The sequence below is a fragment of the Lysinibacillus sp. CNPSo 3705 genome, from assembly GCF_028674935.1.
Taxonomy (GTDB): Bacteria; Bacillota; Bacilli; order Bacillales_A; family Planococcaceae; genus Lysinibacillus.
The window spans coordinates 64,491-84,483 of the sequence record NZ_JAQZSD010000014.1; the positions used below are offsets into that span (position 1 = coordinate 64,491).

Consider the following 19,993-nt stretch of genomic DNA (forward strand, 5'->3'; position numbering starts at 1 on the left):
ATCAACCAAACGACCGCTATTTGGAGTTTTTCAAGCTATTTGAAGTCATATATTTTTCATACTAATGAAAGGAGGTAAACTGTGAATAAAGATAATATATTTCAAGAATACGGAGATTTCGTTTTTAGATATTTATTGGCACTAACTAATAATCATCAAATTGCTGAAGAGTTAACGCAGGAGACGTTCTATCAAGCGATTAAGTCTATAAACAAATTTTATGATAATGGAACAGTGAAATTTTCTACATGGCTATGTTCTATTGCAAAAAATGTTTGGCTACAGGAACTGAATCATGATAAAAAAAGAAAGCAATTATTAGAGTCATTAAGTGATATGAAACCATTAACCTCCAACTTAGAAGAAGAATATTTTAGAAAAGAAGATAAAGTTAATTTTTTCAAGCAAGCTCATCAACTGAGTGATAAAAAGCGTGAAATACTTTACTTAAGGTTATTAGGTAATCTTTCTTTTAAGGAGATTGGTTCTATTGTTGGAGAAACTGATAATTGGGCAAGAGTTACATATTATCGTGCAAAAAAAGAATTAAGAGAGGGTGTAATAAAATATGAACCATGATATTTTTAAAGATTTAGTACCCAGTTATATAGAAAAATTGACTAGTGAAGAAACTACTAGACAGATGAAAAAACATATGAGCGAATGTGAAGAATGCAAAAAATATGTAATGGAAATGCAAGAAGGTTTTTTGGTAGAAAATACCCGTGAAATTAATAAGGGAAAGGAGAGTATTGATTATTTAAAAAAAGTGCGTTTCAAAAATAGGAGAAAAATTTTCGTGGTCGCAGGATCATTACTAGCTTTCTTTCTCATTATATCTGTGAGTTATTATTTTCTTTTTGTCCATATGTGGATAGCAGATGAGAATAATGTGCAAAAAAACATTCAACGACATGGAACAACAGTTACTTTGACATTCCAAACCAAAAGTAACAATCGTTATCTTTTAGCTATGGAGGATTCTAGAAATAATAAATATAAAGATGAAATTATTATTTATGAGAGTTGGAATATTCTAGCTGATAAGAAATGGAATTTTTTCTCTGAATTAGCGAAATCCCACAGGGACGGTGTTAACATCACATATACCTTCTTAGATGAAAATACTCTATTACTCAACAATGGTGAAGAAAAAGAATTATCCGATGAGGACAAGATAAAAATTCAATTTAAAAATAATACAGAGGAAATAAGATTAAAAGATTTATATAATTTAAATCACTAGCGTCGAATTAAAATAATTCAAATATATTGTTAAAAACTTAATTTTCTGCGATATCATCCGTGCATAAAAAAGTCTTTATCATGGTTTGGGAGGTAGTCAACCATCCGAATCCAAAATAAAGGACATAGAAAATGGATAAGTTTAAAAACATCATTTGAACAATGGTTTTCACCGATTCTTTACACAAATGGAGAAATTAGTTTACAAAGAAGCTTCATATCGCTTCATTTTTGAAAATTATTATTGTTTGCGTAGCTGAATGAAACCGAAAGTCTACGTACCATTAGTGACACGCTTTTATTAGACGACTACAAAAAGCAACGTTTTTAGAATCCATCAGTTTTCACAGTTAGATTGGCGATTAAACCAAGTGCCAACTGAGTTTTTTCAACATATTTATTAAAATAGATAACCAAAAAATTTTATTTTGTTAAATTAAGATTATCCACACTAATATTAAATATAGAGAAGAAGGCGATTCCTCATAGTGTACTGTGAGGAATTTGTAAGGTAAGATAAATCACTATCTAAATTTATTTATTTTTCTAATAATAATTAATGTTCAATAGTTCTGTTTTATAGCTATTAATAGCTCGTTTATCACCACTTTTACTTGATCGTAATAAATAATATAATTGCTATCTGGAAAATATTCTGATATTGTTCCTCTTATAACTTAATAAAATATTATTTTGTTGGTGCGAATGACTTGTTCGTTTGCTTAAAAGGGAAATCGGTGCAAATCCGGTGCTGTCCCGCAACTGTAATGGAGAGTCTATACAATATGTCACTGTAGCGAGCTATGGGAAGGCGTATAGATGATGAACCTAAGCCAGGAGACCTGCCAATAAAAGTCAACAAACTTACATAGAACCACGAGGATGGTTGTAGTGACTGGGAATCGACGCCCTTTATTTAACTATGACATCCTCTTGTAGATAAGGGGATTTTTTTTATGCCCTTTGCTTTAAGAGAGGAGAGCGTTTTGAAGAATCCAACAACAAGAAAAATTAACTTACTTTTAGTCGTATTAACGGGTGTCGTTCTAATATCTATGACGTTAGCGATCATGGTAGGCTCTGTGTCTATTACACCTAGTATTGTATGGCGCATTATTTTATCGCATATCCCGTTCAACCCACTTGGCATTACATTGGATTGGAGCCGTTCACAGGAAATCATCATATGGCAAATTCGTACTCCCCGCGTAGTACTTGCCATAATAGTCGGAGCGGGGCTTGCTATTTCGGGTGCTGCTATTCAAGCTTTAGTTCGTAATTCAATCGCGGACCCCTATATTTTGGGGGTATCTTCCGGTGCATCTGTCGGGGCTACATCTGTTATTTTACTTGGCACTTTTTCATTTTTAGGTATGTATGCGCTATCATTTGCTGCTTTTATAGGTGCGACAATTGCAGTACTGATTGTGTTTTTCTTAGCACGAGTTGGGGGACGAATTTCAGTTGTTCGATTATTATTAGCCGGAATTGCCGTGTCACTAGTTTTGTCAGCAATGACGAATTTTATGCTGATGATGACGAAGGAAGAGGGGGGCATAAAGGCAGTGATCTATTGGATGATGGGAAGTTTGGCCGGAGCGAAATGGGTGAATATAATGATTCCGTTCGTAGTTTTAACGATCGTCTACATAATTTTACGTCTACATGCACGCCATTTGAATTTACTTTTACTTGGCGAAGAATCTGCTGTTACGCTAGGGGTTAATTTAGAGAAATTTCGATTGCTACTAATTTTAGTAATTTCCCTATTAACAGGTGTCCTTGTTGCTGTAAGTGGTGCAATTGGCTTTATTGGCCTGATTATTCCACATATCGTACGTATGATTGTCGGCTCAAATTATAAGTTTGTACTGCCAGTTAGTGCATTAATTGGTGCGATATTTTTAATATGGGCTGATGCAGCTGCGCGCATTGTGATTGCACCTGAGGAAATGCCGATTGGAATTATAACGGCTTTATGCGGATGCCCATTCTTTATATGGATGTTGCGTAAGCAAATGTATTCTTTCGGGGAGGAGAATTAAATGGTATACGTTGCAAAAAACGTTACTTTTGCCGTGCAGCAGGTGAAAATATTAAACAATGTTTCTGTACATATTCAAGAACGCGAGTTTGTGGGCATAATTGGCCCTAATGGCAGTGGGAAATCGACCCTTTTAAAAAATATGTACCGTATGCTACAACCCCAAGAGGGAGAAGTATTTTTATTTAATGAAAATATTTACAAGCAATCTTCAAAGGTGGTAGCAAAGCAACTTGCCGTCGTAGGGCAGGAAACACCAGTACTATTTGAGTTCACTGTTAAAGATCTTGTGGCAATGGGACGTACACCGCATAAAAGGCTTTTGGAAGTAGATACAAAAGAAGACCTAGCTATTGTTGAGGAATCGATGCAGCAAGCAGGGGTACTGCATTTAAGTGAACGTACTTTTAGTTCCTTATCTGGTGGTGAGAAAAAACGGGTCGTTGTGGCAAGGGCATTGGCGCAACAGGCTAAGGTTATGGTATTAGATGAGCCAACGAATCATTTAGATATTCAGCATCAACTCCAGCTCATGGATTTAGTACGGGGCTTGCCGATTACGGTCATTGCAGCCTTGCATGATTTAAATATTGCAGCAACTTATTGCGATAAAATTTATGTTTTAAAGGACGGAGAAATTGCGGCATATGGAACTCCGTTTGATGTATTAACACCCTCATTGCTACAAAAGGTGTTTGGTGTACATGCGGAAGTTAGTGTACATCCTGTCACAAAAAAGCCGCATATTTTTTATATATCTGAGCAATTTTTATAGTTAGTTAAGAGTTTTAGATTTCTTTCTATAGATTATTTAGAAAAAAGGAGAAGTAGACATGAAGACATTAAAAAGCGTATGGCTTGTTCTTGCGATCGCAATGCTAAGTATGTTAACAGCTTGTGTTAGCGAGGAAAAACAGGAATCATTATCGAAAAGCGAACAAGTAGAACCAGCAAAAGCTGGTGCAACGGAAGTAACGATTGACAATAACGATACGACACAAGTCTATTCGGAAGCACCAAAAAAGGCAATTAGCTTAAATCAGCATGTGACAGAGATTATGCTAGCGTTAGGCTTAGAGGATTCAATGGTCGGAACAGCATATTTAGATGATGCGATTTATCCACCGTTACAAGCAGCGTATGAAAAAGTTCCAGTATTAGCTGAACAATACCCAACAAAGGAACAAGTGATTGATGCAGGAGCAGATTTTTTATATGCAGGCTGGAAAAGTGGGTTTAGTGAGAAAGGTGTCGGAACACCAGTAGAACTAGAAGCACTTGGCATCCACACTTATTTACATACATCTTCAAGCATTACAAATCCTAAGTTAGAGGATATTTTCGACGATATCCGCAATATCGCTAAGATATTCCATGTGGAAGAGCGTGGAGAAAAATTAATTAAGCAAATGACAAAAGATGTAGAGGACATTCGTACGAAGCTTCCGCAAGAGGAGGGTAATTTACGTATTCTTGTATTTGATAGTGGTGAGAAAGAAGTTTTCACAGCTGCACAAAACTTCATGAATGAACTTGTGACAGTAGCAGGTGGAAAAAATATATTCGGCGATGTTGAGTCTGGCTGGACAACCGTTTCAAAAGAAGATGTAGTTGAGCGCAACCCTGAAGTTATCGTTGTAATTGACTATGGTTCAACTACTGCTGAAGAAAAAATGAATTTCCTAAAAAATGATCCGGCACTAAAAGAAACGGAAGCGGTAGTAAACGGACGTTTCGTTATTTTACCACTATCAGCAGCATCTGAGGGTGTTCGTGCGGCTGAAGCAATTCGAATTTTGGCACAAGGATTTTATCCAGAAAGCTTTCAATAAAGAAGAAGAGCTAGCCATGTGCTAGCTTTTTTCATAGGAGGGTAAAAATGACTATAAATGCTTTTAGCCATAATATTCCTGAAAAAACATTTGCTAAGTTAAACAGAGAAGGTGAATTTACGCGTCTTGCTGTGAGCCCTGGCATTATCAACAAACATTATACACCAGCACAATTTCAAACAATCGCAGAGGTAGTCGGAGCGAGGGGTGCTATTAAATATTCTGCGTCCTACAGTATACTACTATCTATACCGACAATAGAATTAACGACGGCCAAAAGGAAGTTGGAAAAGGTGGGCTTATATATTGCCAAGCAAGGTCAGATTGTAGCTATGAAGGCTTGTGATTTTTGTGATGGCGATAAAATGGAGGCAGCACAGATTACAGAGGAGCTGTATCAGCAGCTGGAAGGCTTGGAAGTACCAAGCAGAATTTGCATTAATATGAATGGCTGTGCATCAGCTTGCTATAATGCCGTTTATGATGATATTGGGCTTGTATATCAGAAAGATAGCTTCGATGTATATTTAGGCGCTGTTCCAATGGGTAAACATGCACAGGCAGGGGAGTTATTTATGAAAAAAGTATCTGTACAGCATATCGAAAATCTTTTACAGGAAATAATAAGAGTCTATCAAGAACGTGCTTACCAAAAAGAACCATTTTATAAATTTTACAAGAGAACAAAAGATGCGGACTTTTGGCAAACGATAAAATGCTATGAAAATAGTTCCGCGGATTCTAGTAGAGTATGATGAGCAACATACAAACAATTCGTAAGTTGATTGAGAACGGCTAGCCGACGGAAAGGTATTGGGAAAATTTTAACGATTAAAAAATGGTCTAAATTCGGTGCTCTATTAAATGGTTCATCACCAAAAGTGGTGGATGACTTTTGTTAAAACTTCTACTATGTAAATAGTTGACCTTCGTTCCGACTGGGTGACTCCTCGTCTGTGCGAAAGCGTAGCGGCAGCAAATGTTTTGACTGTGCGAAAGCGTAGCGACAGCAACACCAAAAGCGGCTCATCGGACGCCCCCAGGAAGCTTTGCTCTGTGCGAAAGCGAAGCGACAGCAACAAATGTTTTCTGTAGCGAAAGCGAAGCGTCAGCAACAAATGTTTTCTGTAGCGAAAGCAAAGCGTCAGCAACAAATGTTTTCTGTAGCGAAAGCATAGCGTCAGCAACAAATGTTTTTTCTGTGCGAAAGCGAAGCGACAGCAACAAATGTTTTTTCTGTGCGAAAGCGAAGCGACAGCTACAAAGCGCCCAGTCGGAACGGAAATCAACCACACGTTTTGCTAATCATCCAATTAAATGTGAAAAATCCCAAATAAGGGGTATTTTAGCTAGAAGACGGAGTTTACTAATAATAAGGATAAAAATTACGAATTAAATAATATGAAGGTTATTTTAGCCTAATGTGTACTTCCGAAATGAAAGTAGGATAGCGTGTTCGATAGTGAACGTGCTATCCTATTTTTATGCGCAATGGATATTAAAGAAAATGACTATGTAAAGTCATTATTGATCGTTAGAAGATAAAACCTATAGTGAGAGGCGTAGCATAGTAGGTAGACAAAGTGACTATAAAAGGAGCTATGAGATGACTACTATTAAAGAAATTGGAAGCTTATGTATTACTGATAGCGATGGCTACATTATTAACCATTCAGACTGGGATAAAATCAACCTAATTTTTCATCCTGTGATCTACGATGTGGTTAAAACGTATTCCACTCACCTTCAAGATGACTTACATAGTGTATACATAAGAGGATCCATTCCAAAAGGGATAGGTATTGAAGGCGTAGCTGACTTAGACACACTAGCGGTTACAAAGCAAAACCCTAATAAACAACAGGTAAAGCGGTTAAAAGAAGTAGAACAACAATTAAATCAAAAACATACTTGTGTAGATGGTATTGAACTAAGTTTCTACTGTGTAGAAGATATTTTAAATACGTCATCTTTTTCAATCATTAGTTTCATACTCAAAACCCATGGCATATGTGTGTTTGGAGAAGACTTGATACCTCAATTACCAAGATATAGAGCTGACGAAGCTTTAGCAAATGACCACCTTATTCATTTACAAGGTCAAATTAAAAATGCCTGTAATGATCTTCAAGATAATTCTGATATGGAGGATATGAAAGATTGTTGCAAGTGGATTATGAAAATTTTAGTAAGAGCAGGACTTGCGCTTGTCATTACTAAAGCAAACACATATACAAGGGATTTATATCCTGCTTATAAATTATTTTCGGACTATTTCCCTGAAAAGGAAAACGACATGAAAAAAGCACTTGAATATGCCATAACACCCATAATAGATGCAAACCTATTGTTATCGTTTTTAAATGACTTTGGAATGTGGTTGGTTAGTGAAGCTGATAAATGGTTACAATTCTATAATCCTAATAGAGAATTAAACATGAAAATATTATCTAATGAATAACTTACGAAGTTCGAATTCATGTTAGTAGCTACAAATAAAATTTAGCTTTGTTGATTCCATATACAGAAAAAGGTAATCACATCTTAGTCATGTCTAAAATGAGATTACCTTTTATTTTTTAGCATTTTAGATTTTAGAGCAATCGTATAAAGCAAATTATTCGAGATGGATTGTTTTTCTACTTATGTTGCTCTCCAATTGAGCCCAATCAAATATTTTTATTTATTGATTTGTCTTTAAATTCTTTCCGATATATTGGATAATTTTGCGAAGTTCAGTAGATGATGGGCGTCCAAATGGGCTTGTTTGTTTTTGTTGATATAGCAGTTGTCCATTTTCATCAACAAGGAAATAAGCTGGCTCTCCATGCGTACCATGATCCTCATATGGAGCATTTTCTCCATGATAAAAAACATCATATGCTTTTAATGTTTTTAACGCCTTATCAGTTAAGACAGTAAAAGTAATGTTATGTTCATCAACCATTTTCTTTAAATTTTCTAACTGGTCCGTTGAGATTGTAATTAGGTGTACATTCTTGCCTTCGAAATAACTTTTGCTTTCTTCAAGCTCTTTTAAGTCATGAAGACAAACAGGGCACCATGATCCTCTGAAAAAGATAATGAGATGCCAACTTTTATGCTGGTTTTGATGAGATAAAAAAGAGAATTCTTCGCCATTAACTGCTGGAAGAGTAAAATCGGGGACTTTATCACCCAAATTAAATGTAGACATACTTATCCTCCTGAAAATTGTAAATTCTTATTGGGTTCTAGCTCATTTATATTCTTCCCATTTCTAAATTAGATATGTAAACTTAATCCCTAACTAAACTGAAAAAACGTTTCTTCCACGGATTCCAAGCTGTAAAATTTTTAATGTTCAGGCTTAGAAGAGTGAAAATGAACAATGTTATTTTGTCATTACTTAGCATACTTTATTTCAAAGCAAAATCACTTATTTACATAACTAAAAAGTGGTTTTACTTTTTTGTTGAACTTTTTGCACGCAATATGGCAAACTGAATAGAAGATAAATCTGAACATGATTCATATCTTTTACCTAAGGGCATAAGCGTCTTACGAATAAAATTATGTTTTGAGTTAAATACGACATGCCCCACCAGTACACATTTTAAATACTAAAGTCTGCACGTTAACATATAGGAGGTAGAAAATTGAGCAAAAAGAGATCAGTTGGGTTAGAGTTGCGTACATTGTCGCTCTTAATGAGAAGACAATTGGATCAAAGCCTAATGGAAAAAGATAACCTTACTGCCATGCATGGGTGGACGATAAGTTATCTTTACAAAAACCAAAATAAAGATGTCTTTCAAAAGGATTTTGAAAGAGACTTTTCTATACGTAAATCAACAGCATCTAGAATACTAAAGGCTATGGAAAATAACGGTTTGATTACAAGGCAATCTGTACCCTACGATTCAAGACTCAAAAAAATTGTCTTAACAGAAGATGCGCTGAAAATACATGACAGTATCATGACCCGTAGAGCGCTTCTTGAACAAAAATTGTTAACAGGTATCCCGGAAGAAAAACTTGATGTGTTTTTTGAAGTAATGGATGCTATGAAAGAAAATGTAGAATCTTGAAGAAGACGCTATTTTGGTGTTTTTATGACTATATAGTTAGCATGCTAACTAAATGAGGAGGACTGCAAATATGTTGAAAATATTTAAATACTTAAAGGCGAAAGAATGGACGCTAATTGTTGCTAGTATTGTGTTCATTGTAGGGCAAGTTTATTTAGATTTGAAGTTGCCAGATTATATGGCTAAAATTACGACTCTTGTGCAAACAGAGGGCAGTAAAACGAGCGAGATATGGACAACTGGAGGAAAGATGCTGTTATGTGCCCTTGGCAGTATGATATTGGCGGTCATTGTGGGCTATTTTGCGGCAAGGGTAGCAACGTCTCTTTCCAAGGAATTGAGAAAAGGCGTTTTTGATAAAACGCTATCTTTCTCTATGGAGGAGATTAATAGTTTCTCAATCGCAAGTCTCATTACTCGTTCTACTAATGATATAACGCAAATACAGCAAACGGTTGCAATGGGACTTCAAGTTATGATTAAGGCTCCTATCCTTGCAATATGGGCTATTTTGAAGATTACGGGGAAAAGTTGGGAGTGGTCAGCGGCAACAGGCGTGGCTGTCATTGTTCTACTTATTATGATAGGCAACCTGATTATCTTTGTGCTACCGAAATTTAAAATTGTTCAAAAACTGACAGATCATCTTAACCGGGTAACAAGAGAAGGTTTAACTGGTATTCGTGTTGTTCATGCCTATAACGCACAACAGTATCAAGGAGAAAAGTTTGAAAAAGTAAATAAGAATTTAACGGATACAAATCTTTTTGTGAACCGCCTTATGGCCCTTATGCAGCCAGGGATGGGTCTGATTATGTCAGGTTTAACGCTTTCTATCTACTGGATTGGAGCTTATTTGATTTCGAATGCAGGGGGGATGGATCGCATCGGGTTGTTTAGTGACATGGTCGTATTTTCATCATATGCAATGCAGGTAGTTATGGCATTTATGCTATTATCAATGACATTCATTTTGCTACCGAGAGCAGCAGTATCTGCAGCACGGGTGAATGAAGTACTAAATACACCACAGACAATTATGGATGGCGCATTGCAATCGTCACCAAAGGGAATCGAAGGTGAAATCGAACTGCGTAATGTTAGCTTTAAATATCCTAATGCAGAGGATTATGTGTTAAAAGATATTAGCTTTACAGCACATAAAGGCGAAACTGTCGCATTAATCGGTTCTACGGGGAGTGGTAAAAGTACACTGATTAATTTAATCCCAAGATTTTACGATGCTACGGAGGGAGAGGTAATAGTCGACGGAATCAATGTGAAAGAATATACACATGAAGCACTTTATAATAAGCTTGGTTACGTTTCTCAAAAGGCCGTATTATTTTCAGGTACGGTAAAATCTAATGTTGCCTATGGTGATAACGGTCAGACTTTATCAACTGATGAGGAAATTAAAAAAGCGGTGGAAATTGCCCAAGGGCAAGAGTTTGTGGAGAAAATGGACGGTGAATATGAAGCGGCAATCGCGCAAGGCGGAACAAATCTTTCAGGAGGACAGAAACAACGTCTTTCTATTGCAAGAGCAGTGAATAGAAATCCAGAAATCTTTATTTTTGATGATTCGTTCTCTGCCTTAGATTATAAAACAGACCGACAACTTCGTTCTACCTTGAAAAAAGAGACGAAAGGTGCAACCTCTTTAATTGTGGCACAGCGAATTGGAACGATTAAAGATGCTGATAAAATTATTGTTCTTGATGAAGGTAAAATCGTTGGTATGGGGAAACATAATGAATTATTGAAAACTTGTAACACTTATCAGGAAATCGCCTATTCGCAGCTATCGAAGGAGGAGTTGGAAAATGAGTAATACACAAACAAATAAGCCCCAAAAAGGTCCTGGCGGTCCAGGTCATATGATGGCTCCTGGAGAAAAGCCCAAGAATTTTAAAAAGCCTTGGGGAAAGTTGATTGCCTATTGTAAACCTTATTTACCAGCGATTATCTTTGCCATTGTATTGGCAGTTGCAGGAACAATTTTCACGATTATTGGGCCCAATATGCTGAGTGAGATCACCGATTTGATCCTAAAAGGTATGTCTGGTGAGATTGATATTACGGCTATCGGAAAAATTGGATTGTTACTTGCTATTTTGTATGGATTGAGCTTTATTTTTAATTATATTCAGGCGTTTATTATGGCTACTATTACGCAGCGAGTTTCCAAAAGGTTACGGACAGATATTGCGAACAAAATCGATAGATTACCGTTGAAATACTTTGACTCTACAACCTACGGAGATGTGTTAAGTCGTGTCACGAATGATGTAGATATGATTGGACAGTCTCTAAACCAAAGTATTGGTTCGTTAGTGACTGCGGGGGTTATGTTCTTTGGATCTTTGATTATGATGTTCTATATTAATGTTACGATGGCACTTTCTGCTATTGCTGCAACTGTCGTTGGATTTGTATTAATGACCTTTATTATTTCAAGATCCCGAAAATACTTTATACGTCAGCAGCAGGACCTTGGTAGAATAAATGGCCATATAGAAGAAATTTATTCTGGGCATAATGTCATGAAGGTGTATAACGCGGAAAAAGCGGCAACGCAAAAATTTAATGAAATTAATGAAAGTCTTTTTAATAGCGCTTGGCGAGCACAGTTTATGTCAGGCATGATGATGCCGCTCATGATCTTTATTGGAAATTTAGGCTATGTTGTTGTTTGTGTAGTAGGTGCAGCACTAACAATGAACGGTTCCATTACATTTGGTGTTATTGTTTCCTTTATGGTGTATATCCGCTTATTTACGCAGCCGTTGTCTCAGTTAGCACAGGCAGCTACAAGCTTGCAATCAACTGCCGCAGCAAGTGAACGTGTATTTGAGTTCTTACAAGAAGAGGAGCTAAAAGATGAAAGTGATAAGAAAGTCACTTTACATGCCAAAGATGTTAAAGGGAATGTGAAGTTTGAAAACGTTAAGTTCGGCTATACAAAAGAAAAGCTGGTTATTAAAGATTTCACTGCAAATATAAAAGCCGGTCAAAAAGTGGCAATTGTCGGACCTACTGGAGCTGGTAAAACAACGCTTGTAAATCTTCTCATGCGTTTTTATGAAGTAGATAGCGGGGAAATTATGATTGAGGACGTACCTACTAAATCCATTTCTCGTAAAAATGTTCACGACTTATTCTGCATGGTGCTGCAAGATACTTGGTTATTCGAAGGTACCATTAAGGAAAATATCATTTATAACAAAGATCATGTAACCGATGAAGAAGTAGTTGCAGCATGTAAGGCAGTAGGTTTACACCACTTTATTAGAACGCTGCCAAAAGGTTATGATACAGTTTTAAATGATCATACAAGTTTATCAGTAGGACAAAAACAGCTTATTACGATTGCAAGGGCAATGGTTAAAAAAGCACCTTTGCTTATCTTAGATGAAGCTACTAGCTCCGTTGACACTCGTACTGAAGCACTTATTCAACAAGCAATGGATAAATTGATGGTGGGCAGAACATCATTTGTCATTGCGCATAGACTTTCAACCATTAAAAACGCCGATTTAATTTTAGTGATGAAAGACGGAGATATTATTGAAAGTGGTAATCATGAAAAATTGCTTGCAGATAAAGGATTCTACGCGGAGCTATATAATAGTCAATTTGAAGATGCTTCGTAAAAATGAATGCATATATTCGCTTTTGGCTACTAGAGCATAGTAGCTTAAAAAGGTGGATTGTTTATAATAAAGATTGATGAAAATCACCTCGTTTTTTAGAGGTGATTTTTTTGTTGGATATTTATGTTAAAATCTATTTAACGTTTGTGAAGAACTGTAGGTAAACTACTGTGCAGGAAAGTTAAACAAGTTTGGTGATCAAAACAATAGAAAGTAACCACAAGGAGGGATTTAAAATGAAGAATAACTTAATTGAAAACATTCAATCCGTTTATTCTGACCTTTTCATTGAAGACTTTTATCCTAATGAAATTGGACAGAATAATGATGTGTTAATTGTCAACGATTCTTTGGTTTTTAGATTTCCAAAATATAAAAATGGCATCATTCAATTAAGGAGAGAGACGGATATTTTGAAATATATAAAGAGGATCGTTTCTACTCCTATTCCGTATCCCATCTATCATTCTTTAGAAGAGATAGAACCAGGTAAGGTCTTTACTGGCTATAAACTAATAGATGGTGTTCCTTTGTGGAATGAAAGTTTAACTGGGGTAGAGAGTATTGAATTGGTGAAAGGGCTGGCAAAACAACTTGTTTCTTTTCTTGTAGAACTACATTCTATTTCAGGAGAAAAAGCAAGTCGAGATTTGAAACTAAAGGTTCGTAATCCTAGTGAAGAGATGTATAAGCTGTACGATAAAATTCAAAATACATTATTTCCTTTTATCAGACAAGACGCTCAAAAGGAAATATCACAATCTTTTGAAACGTTCCTAAAAGGGAAAGCATTCTCAAATTTCGATATAACACTTATACACGGAGATTTCGGAGCGTCTAACATCTTGTGGAATCCAGAAACAAGTATGATTTCAGGGATAATAGATTTTGGTGGTTCTGGTATAGGTGATCCAGCGTATGACTTTGCTGGAATACTCTCTAGCTATGGTGAGGATTTTTTTGATATGTGTATTCACCAATATCCTAACGGTATTGAAATATCTGAGCGAGTTAAATTTTATAAAAGTACATTTGCTCTACAAGAAGCCTTGCACGGGATTGAGAATGACGATAGACAGGCTTTTGAAAGTGGAATAAAAGATTATAGATAGATTACTCGTTCAACGAAGGGTGCAAGAGTTTATAATTAACCTACGAAATCAAAGGCAATTTTTCTTATTGAGCTAACGGAGCGAGTTAGTTTAAAAGGTTTATTAGCTTTAATCATAAAAATAATAAGATAACAGATGCCGTATGTAGAAAAAATTAATTTTTCATTTATCTTAATTGGAAAAGAGGTTTTGAATCAATGAATAGCAATATTATTTAAGCAATAGTATTGTTAGCGCTGGGTTTATTTCTTAAGCCAATAATGGCGATTGGGGCTGAATGAAAAGTTGTTTTGGTTGCATTGGCAAGGTGAAACTGTGTTTTCATTAAGTCCATTCTTAGTTCGGATTATTCTGGCAGTAATTGGGATTATCATGCTTATTATCGGCGGTAAGCAAGCTACAAAGTTATTTCACAATTAGGACAATCGATTTTTCACTAACAGTGCAGGAAAGTAGAAAAAGGAATGAAAACGATGGTCAGGATTATATTCCTAGAGGCTTTTATTTAATTCAAGAGGAAACAGCTTATGAAATATTCAAAGGGTCTATCATTATCAACAGCAAGGATTTAATCAATTCAAACCACCATTCAGACAGTAGTAGATTAAATGGTTGTTGTGGTCTTGACGGCTGTGTTGGAATGAATAGGGTTTGCTTGCAGGATCACGAAATAGGTACAGAATACTCTGATTGTTGGAGGTTTCATAAAGTTGTATTAAATCCAGAGCTAGTACAACTTATTTAAGATTTACATTTATACCTTATGTAGGCCTAAATGCAAAGCAGATCCGGACACAATTATACCGAGGAATAATTGCCGAGCGACAAGCTAAAGGTTGTGAAGTCATCATGCTAACGAGCATATACTTTAATAACAAAGATCGAAGGCGCCTGCAATGATTCTGGTGCTCCATTTTTAGTAGATGAAAAGATGGAGGCGAAAAATTGAATGTCCAATGATAACGAAGTTTTAGAGAATAAAGAAAAACGAAATGATTTAAAAGTGAAAGAAGAAAGGAAAGAAGGAGAACCAACTCCAGCCTTTAAAGGGGCTTCATGGGCAGCGTTATTAGTAGGTGTTGCGTCTTATCTTATAGGATTGTTTAACGCAACTATGCAATTGAATGAAAAAGGATTTTACTTTGCGGTTTTAGTATTCGGACTCTATTCGGCGATATCTTTACAAAAAGCAGTTAGAGATAAAGATGAGGGAATACCAGTTACGAATATTTATTATGGTCTTAGTTGGTTCGCCCTTATTGCATCTATAGCATTAATGGCCATCGGTTTATACAATGCAGGAAGTATTATTTTAAGCGAAAAAGGATTTTTTAGTATGGCATTTGTTCTTAGTTTATTTGCAGCTATAACAGTTCAAAAGAATATAAGAGATACACAAAGAGCTAGAGAAAAAGCATGAGTTAAGTTCAAACCTTACTATGCTGTATGGGATTTTCCATGGCTCTTTGATGGCAAATTACGACTAAACAAAACAAATATTAGAACAAGCTGCCAAAAACATAGGCAGCTTTTCTTATTGAAAAGCAGGATTGTTAAAAAAGGTAAGCGAACTTATTAAGTTAGTGAACTAAATCGTCTAAAGAGGATTGAGAAATGGAAAAAATAAATGAAATCATAGATTTACTCATGAATAAAGGTTTGATCAAAAATGATTGTTTAGAAGTAAAGAGGTTAAAAAGTGGTACGACGGATGGCATTATCTATACGATCCTAAATAAAAATATGCCAACCTTTGTGATAAAGATAGATCAACCTAAAATAATATCCGCCACAGAGGAATTCCTGCTTGCCTATACAAAGGTGAAGTTGTTGCCAGATGTTCATTACACGGATCATAAGAAAGAATTTATTGTGTACTCTTATATACCCGGAGAAACTCACTATCATCGAGGAACTAAATTAGAATGGATGAAAATTTTAACCCAAGAGTAATTCAATCATTATGAAAAGGTGGATACAGTCATTCCTTGGGGAAGAGTAAATGGGATTCATCGAAGCTCCTGGTCAGACTTTAATCAAAGTAGTTTTGAGTCAGCCAAAATGAATATAGGAAAGCTCTTACCAAACGAGGACCATAATAGAGTAGAGTTGCTGTTAAATACATTAAAAACGTATCACCATCAAGAAGAGAAGTATTACATTCACGGAGATACAGGTGTTCATAATTTTGTATATGCTTGTAATCAGTTAAAAGGCGTAATTGACCCATCACCTTTAATCGGTCCTAAAATTTACGATTTTACCTATGCATTTTGTTCTTCACCAGATAGTCTAGATTTACATACACTTTTTTCATCGTTTTCCTTGTGGAACGGAAATGCATCCTTTTCGAAGGAACAACTTTTGAATGAAGTTGTTTTTCAATTATATACACGTATTGGCGTGTGTATTAAAGTCCATCCTCACGATCTTAATGGCTATATGGAAGCTTGGGAGGAATGGAGGAAGTTCTTACAGTGACAAATGCTTGTGAAATGTGGGGAAAATTAAAAAAGAAATGCCAACGTTTTGAAGAAACATTATTCAAAACGTTGGCTTTTTATGTACTGTGAAATCAAAAGTTTAGAGTGGTTTTCAATGAAATGAATTAATTTGTTATTTAATACCTTGTTAAAAATTGGTGTTAATGATAAGATGTGAATATAATATATGAATATTCATATAAATAATTCATAAAGGAGGGAATCATCTATGGCAAGGGGGAAGAAAGTTTTTTCAGAAGAAGATAAAACTCTGATTAAAAGTAAATTGAAAGATGAGTGTATGGTATTTTGGATTTCTCAGGGTTATAAAGAAACAAGCATTGGCGCGTTGTGTAAGAAAGCAGAAATATCAACAGGTACTTTTTATAATTTATATTCCAGTAAGGAAGAACTTTTTTTTGAAGTTCTGTATGACGTTCAAGAAACTATATATGGAAATTTCATTGAGCGAATTGAACAATGCCCTGAAAAGTCCGGCTTTGAAACAGCAATAATCCAGCTTTACTATGAATACGAAAGCAAACCATTTCTTTATGATGTGAAAACGACTGATTTCACATCGTTTTATAATAAACTTTCGGAGGAAATGAAAGAAAAACTAATGTTTAATAGTAGTGAACTTTTCCGTACAGCAATCAAACGAGCAAATCTTACATTGAAGGTACCAGAAACTTTAGCCTTTTCGACCTTCACCGTCCTTCTTTCAAGCATTGCGAGTAAAGAAGGAATTTTAAAAAACTGTGATCATTTAGCCGCATTTCAATTTATGACTAAGCAATTGGTCGCAAGCATCTTTGAATAGAAGCTCTATTCTATTAAATAGGAGGAAATATCAATGAGTTTATTTTGGAGTATTATAGACTTTCTAAAAGAAACAGCACCGTTCTTTATCGCAATGAATATCATTTTAGCAATCTTCCTACTAATCTTAGGGTTAGTTTTAATGTCTAAAAACAATAGAGAACAGAAGGCGAAAAAGATTGCCGGAATGGTGTGTTTATCATTTTCCATGTTGGCTTTTTTGGGTGCAATGTCCAATGCATTTTTTTCTTTTTTCGTATTTTAACACTAGGGGGAGAAGAGGATGTTAGACAAACTACAAAATATCATGGATACGGCATGTAAATGGGGAAATAAAAATCTGGGAACCTCTATTCAATTCCCTAAACCAACAAAAAAATCCATCGTAGCCAGTGTTTTTTCAAGTGGAATTATTAGTAGTGTAATGACCATCTATGGACTTCTTTTTATGAATATATGGGTTTTGCTATTTGGTGGACTTGGCATAATAAGCAGTGTTTTCATATATCGGCAAAGTGAAAAAAACGAATATTAACTAAAAGCGGAGAGGGATCTATTTTGATTGAGTACTGTCAAAATGGATTCTTCTTTTTTAGATAAACAAATGCTATTTTTGTTTGCAAATAAATAAACTTATTATATATTGTTTATTGAATGATGAACAAGGAGAGGACTTGTTTATGAGTTTAACCGATTTAACTATAGATGAATTATCGAGGGGATATGTAAATACAGGTGATGCATATGAGTGTGTATTTTGTAAAGAAAAATTTGATGCCGAAGAAGTATTCAAAATAGATGATCGTTTTTTTACGGCTAAAAAAGCAATGAAACGCCATATTGAGAATGAACATATCTCTGTGTTTGAAGCATTACTTCAATTAGATAAGAAGGATACAGGGCTATCAGATATCCAAACCGAATTGCTTAAGCTATTTGCAACAGGGGCGCCAGATAAAGAAATTGTTAATAGCACTTCTGCAAATAGCATTTCAACCATTCGACAGCATCGATTTAAATTGAAAGAAAAAGAAAGACAAGCAAAAGTTTTTCTAGCAATTATGCAAGCTTTAGAAACAACAAAAGTTTACGAACCAATTCATAAGGGGGCAACACAGGTGGATGAACGTTATGCGATTACTGTAGATGAGAAAGAAAAAGTACTAGCGACGTATTTTAAAAATGGCTTAGATGGATCAATTGAAAGTTTTCCAAGTAAAGAAAAACGAAAAATTATTTTACTGCAATACATTGTAACGAAGTTTGAGGTAGGGCGTAAATATAACGAAAAAGAAATAAATTCAATTTTAAAGCCTATTTATAGTGATTACGTATCAATAAGAGGATACTTAATTGAATATGGTTTCTTAGATCGAAGTGATGATTGCACAACGTATTGGGTGAAAGAAGTTTAAATTGGAGGGGGTCGATACTTTTTATCACCCTAATATCCCCATAAATCTCATTAGTTGTTACTTATTTCTGTTTTAACTATACTTACGGTGTAGTCATAGAGAAGGGGTGATTGGATGAGTAAGAACTTTATAATATTTGGAGCAAGCCAAGGATTAGGTGATGCATTTGTAAAGGGGTTACCTACAAAAGGGGATACAGTATGGGTGGTGTCTCGAACACGACCGAGTAGTCTAGATATAAATGATGGCGTCATTCGTAAATGGCTGGCTATTGATTTATCTAGTCAACAACATATTCCTACTTTAAAAGAAGCTTTACAAGGCATTGCTATGGATGTATTGATTTACAATGTTGGAGTATGGGAAAAGCGTGGTTTTGAAGATGACTATACGTTTGATAAAGATGAAGTTGGGGATATTGCAAACTTAATTAATATTAATTTAACTTCCACAATTACATATATTCAGGCTCTATTACCTAATGTAAGACAGGCGGAAAACGGAAAAATAATTTTAATAGGATCGACAGCAGGCTTGGATCATACGAATAATAAACAAGTTTCCTTTGTGACATCTAAATTTGGCTTACGAGGCATTACAAATGCTTTACGCGAGCATGTGAGAGAAGATAAGATCACTGTAACGTGTATTAATCTAGGAGAACTGGCTGCCGAAGTACCTTTTGAAGAAGGGGCCGAAAAAGCAATTAAATTGTATGAAGGTACACGTATTCCTGTACAAGATATTGTAGCCATTGTCCAATGTGTGATTAATTTATCACCAGTTTCATGTGTGAAGGAAATAAATATTCCTGCTATTACAGATATGAATGTATAATTTGGGTGAAAAACGGCTCGCATGTTGAACGATTCTGTTCATTGTGTGAGTCGTTATTATTATAATTTATTACCCATTTCGATTCATTCGGAGTTCGTCTGTTCTAATTGAGTCCAGAATGATAGATACACATTTGATTGTAAATGAGTTCGAGCAAAATCCTACTACAATAACAGCTTGCTAACCCCTTTGTTGTTTGTACTATAACATTCTAGCGTGTGGTGAATATTCTAATAAAATTAACCCGATTAGATATCACTTTTTTCTGGAATTAGAACTTCTAACTCCAGAATATTACTATTAGTAAAAATCCCGCTTGAGAGCTCCATTGCATATATAGGGGCATTTTTCTTGTCGATAATGGATAATATTTGTTCCCCAAATTCATCATCATTTTCACCAATCATAAATATAGAACTATATTTACCTTCATTCATAATGAAATCAGTTTTATGTTCTGTTTTTATACATATATGA

The 19,993-nt window shown here is 35.3% G+C and carries 23 protein-coding genes and 1 riboswitch; of the genes, 21 read left to right on the forward strand and 2 right to left on the reverse strand.

What is annotated here, in order from left to right:
* The first annotated feature begins 81 nt into the window (after positions 1-81).
* The 8 genes from PVA17_RS08405 (at position 82) to PVA17_RS08440 (ending at position 7,582) form a co-directional block, all read left to right on the forward strand.
* Positions 82-579, forward strand: a complete 498-nt coding sequence (locus PVA17_RS08405) for an RNA polymerase sigma factor (protein WP_274067430.1) — start codon at positions 82-84, stop codon at positions 577-579.
* Positions 569-1,246: an anti-sigma factor gene (locus tag PVA17_RS08410; RefSeq protein ID WP_274067431.1), complete on the forward strand. Its 678-nt coding sequence runs from the start codon at positions 569-571 to the stop codon at positions 1,244-1,246. Before PVA17_RS08405 ends, PVA17_RS08410 begins: the two co-directional genes overlap by 11 nt.
* Before the next feature lie 679 nt (positions 1,247-1,925).
* Positions 1,926-2,109: riboswitch (cobalamin riboswitch) on the forward strand.
* Positions 2,110-2,300: 191 nt separating this feature from the next.
* The gene (locus tag PVA17_RS08415) at positions 2,301-3,290 is read left to right on the forward strand and encodes a FecCD family ABC transporter permease (protein ID WP_255505028.1); all 990 of its coding nucleotides are present in this window, start codon (positions 2,301-2,303) and stop codon (positions 3,288-3,290) included.
* A complete protein-coding gene (locus PVA17_RS08420) occupies positions 3,291-4,064 on the forward strand; it encodes an ABC transporter ATP-binding protein (protein WP_132358565.1) in 774 nt (257 codons plus the stop codon). It begins immediately after the preceding gene.
* Between the two features lie 58 nt (positions 4,065-4,122).
* Positions 4,123-5,121, forward strand: coding sequence for an ABC transporter substrate-binding protein (locus tag PVA17_RS08425; protein WP_274067432.1), 999 nt, complete (start codon positions 4,123-4,125; stop codon positions 5,119-5,121).
* Positions 5,122-5,168: 47 nt separating this feature from the next.
* Positions 5,169-5,876, forward strand: coding sequence for an NAD(P)/FAD-dependent oxidoreductase (locus PVA17_RS08430; protein ID WP_274067433.1), 708 nt, complete (start codon positions 5,169-5,171; stop codon positions 5,874-5,876).
* Positions 5,877-6,170: 294 nt separating this feature from the next.
* Entirely contained in the window at positions 6,171-6,299 is a 129-nt protein-coding gene (locus PVA17_RS08435; protein ID WP_274067434.1) for a hypothetical protein, read from the forward strand.
* A 428-nt stretch (positions 6,300-6,727) separates the two neighbouring features.
* Entirely contained in the window at positions 6,728-7,582 is an 855-nt protein-coding gene (locus PVA17_RS08440; protein WP_274067435.1) for a nucleotidyltransferase, read from the forward strand.
* A 222-nt stretch (positions 7,583-7,804) separates the two neighbouring features.
* Here PVA17_RS08440 and PVA17_RS08445 read toward each other — a convergent pair whose 3' ends face one another.
* On the reverse strand, positions 7,805-8,317 hold the full coding sequence (locus PVA17_RS08445) for a peroxiredoxin family protein (protein ID WP_274067436.1): 513 nt from the start codon (positions 8,315-8,317) through the stop codon (positions 7,805-7,807).
* A gap of 442 nt (positions 8,318-8,759) precedes the next feature.
* Here PVA17_RS08445 and PVA17_RS08450 point away from each other — a divergent pair, with 442 nt between their 5' ends.
* From PVA17_RS08450 to PVA17_RS08510, 13 genes are all read left to right on the forward strand, one after another.
* Positions 8,760-9,191 (forward strand): MarR family winged helix-turn-helix transcriptional regulator, encoded by a 432-nt coding sequence (locus PVA17_RS08450; RefSeq protein WP_274067437.1) that lies wholly within the window; start codon positions 8,760-8,762, stop codon positions 9,189-9,191.
* Positions 9,192-9,261: 70 nt separating this feature from the next.
* Positions 9,262-11,025 (forward strand): ABC transporter ATP-binding protein, encoded by a 1,764-nt coding sequence (locus PVA17_RS08455; protein WP_274067438.1) that lies wholly within the window; start codon positions 9,262-9,264, stop codon positions 11,023-11,025.
* Positions 11,018-12,847, forward strand: a complete 1,830-nt coding sequence (locus PVA17_RS08460) for an ABC transporter ATP-binding protein (protein ID WP_274067439.1) — start codon at positions 11,018-11,020, stop codon at positions 12,845-12,847. Before PVA17_RS08455 ends, PVA17_RS08460 begins: the two co-directional genes overlap by 8 nt.
* A gap of 236 nt (positions 12,848-13,083) precedes the next feature.
* The gene (locus PVA17_RS08465) at positions 13,084-13,959 is read left to right on the forward strand and encodes a phosphotransferase family protein (protein ID WP_274067440.1); all 876 of its coding nucleotides are present in this window, start codon (positions 13,084-13,086) and stop codon (positions 13,957-13,959) included.
* Between the two features lie 361 nt (positions 13,960-14,320).
* Positions 14,321-14,704 carry a hypothetical protein gene (locus PVA17_RS08470; protein ID WP_274067441.1) on the forward strand — a complete coding sequence of 128 codons (384 nt, stop codon included), beginning with the start codon at positions 14,321-14,323 and terminating at the stop codon, positions 14,702-14,704.
* Positions 14,705-14,908: 204 nt separating this feature from the next.
* Entirely contained in the window at positions 14,909-15,379 is a 471-nt protein-coding gene (gene yiaA, locus PVA17_RS08475; protein ID WP_132358553.1) for an inner membrane protein YiaA, read from the forward strand.
* Between the two features lie 194 nt (positions 15,380-15,573).
* Complete coding sequence (locus PVA17_RS08480; RefSeq protein WP_274067442.1) at positions 15,574-15,912, forward strand: hypothetical protein; 339 nt, start codon at positions 15,574-15,576, stop codon at positions 15,910-15,912.
* 108 nt (positions 15,913-16,020) lie between these two features.
* Positions 16,021-16,440, forward strand: a complete 420-nt coding sequence (locus PVA17_RS08485) for a hypothetical protein (RefSeq protein WP_274067443.1) — start codon at positions 16,021-16,023, stop codon at positions 16,438-16,440.
* A 231-nt stretch (positions 16,441-16,671) separates the two neighbouring features.
* Positions 16,672-17,265, forward strand: a complete 594-nt coding sequence (locus tag PVA17_RS08490; RefSeq protein ID WP_274067444.1) for a TetR/AcrR family transcriptional regulator — start codon at positions 16,672-16,674, stop codon at positions 17,263-17,265.
* A gap of 33 nt (positions 17,266-17,298) precedes the next feature.
* Positions 17,299-17,529, forward strand: a complete 231-nt coding sequence (locus PVA17_RS08495; protein WP_132358545.1) for a hypothetical protein — start codon at positions 17,299-17,301, stop codon at positions 17,527-17,529.
* An 18-nt stretch (positions 17,530-17,547) separates the two neighbouring features.
* Positions 17,548-17,799 (forward strand): hypothetical protein, encoded by a 252-nt coding sequence (locus PVA17_RS08500; RefSeq protein WP_274067445.1) that lies wholly within the window; start codon positions 17,548-17,550, stop codon positions 17,797-17,799.
* Positions 17,800-17,944: 145 nt separating this feature from the next.
* Positions 17,945-18,679: a DUF2087 domain-containing protein gene (locus PVA17_RS08505; protein ID WP_274067446.1), complete on the forward strand. Its 735-nt coding sequence runs from the start codon at positions 17,945-17,947 to the stop codon at positions 18,677-18,679.
* A 114-nt stretch (positions 18,680-18,793) separates the two neighbouring features.
* Complete coding sequence (locus PVA17_RS08510) at positions 18,794-19,516, forward strand: SDR family NAD(P)-dependent oxidoreductase (RefSeq protein ID WP_274067447.1); 723 nt, start codon at positions 18,794-18,796, stop codon at positions 19,514-19,516.
* 248 nt (positions 19,517-19,764) lie between these two features.
* Here PVA17_RS08510 and PVA17_RS08515 read toward each other — a convergent pair.
* Positions 19,765-19,993, reverse strand: a 229-nt coding sequence (locus PVA17_RS08515) for a hypothetical protein (RefSeq protein WP_274067448.1), incomplete at its 5' end; no start/stop codon positions are given.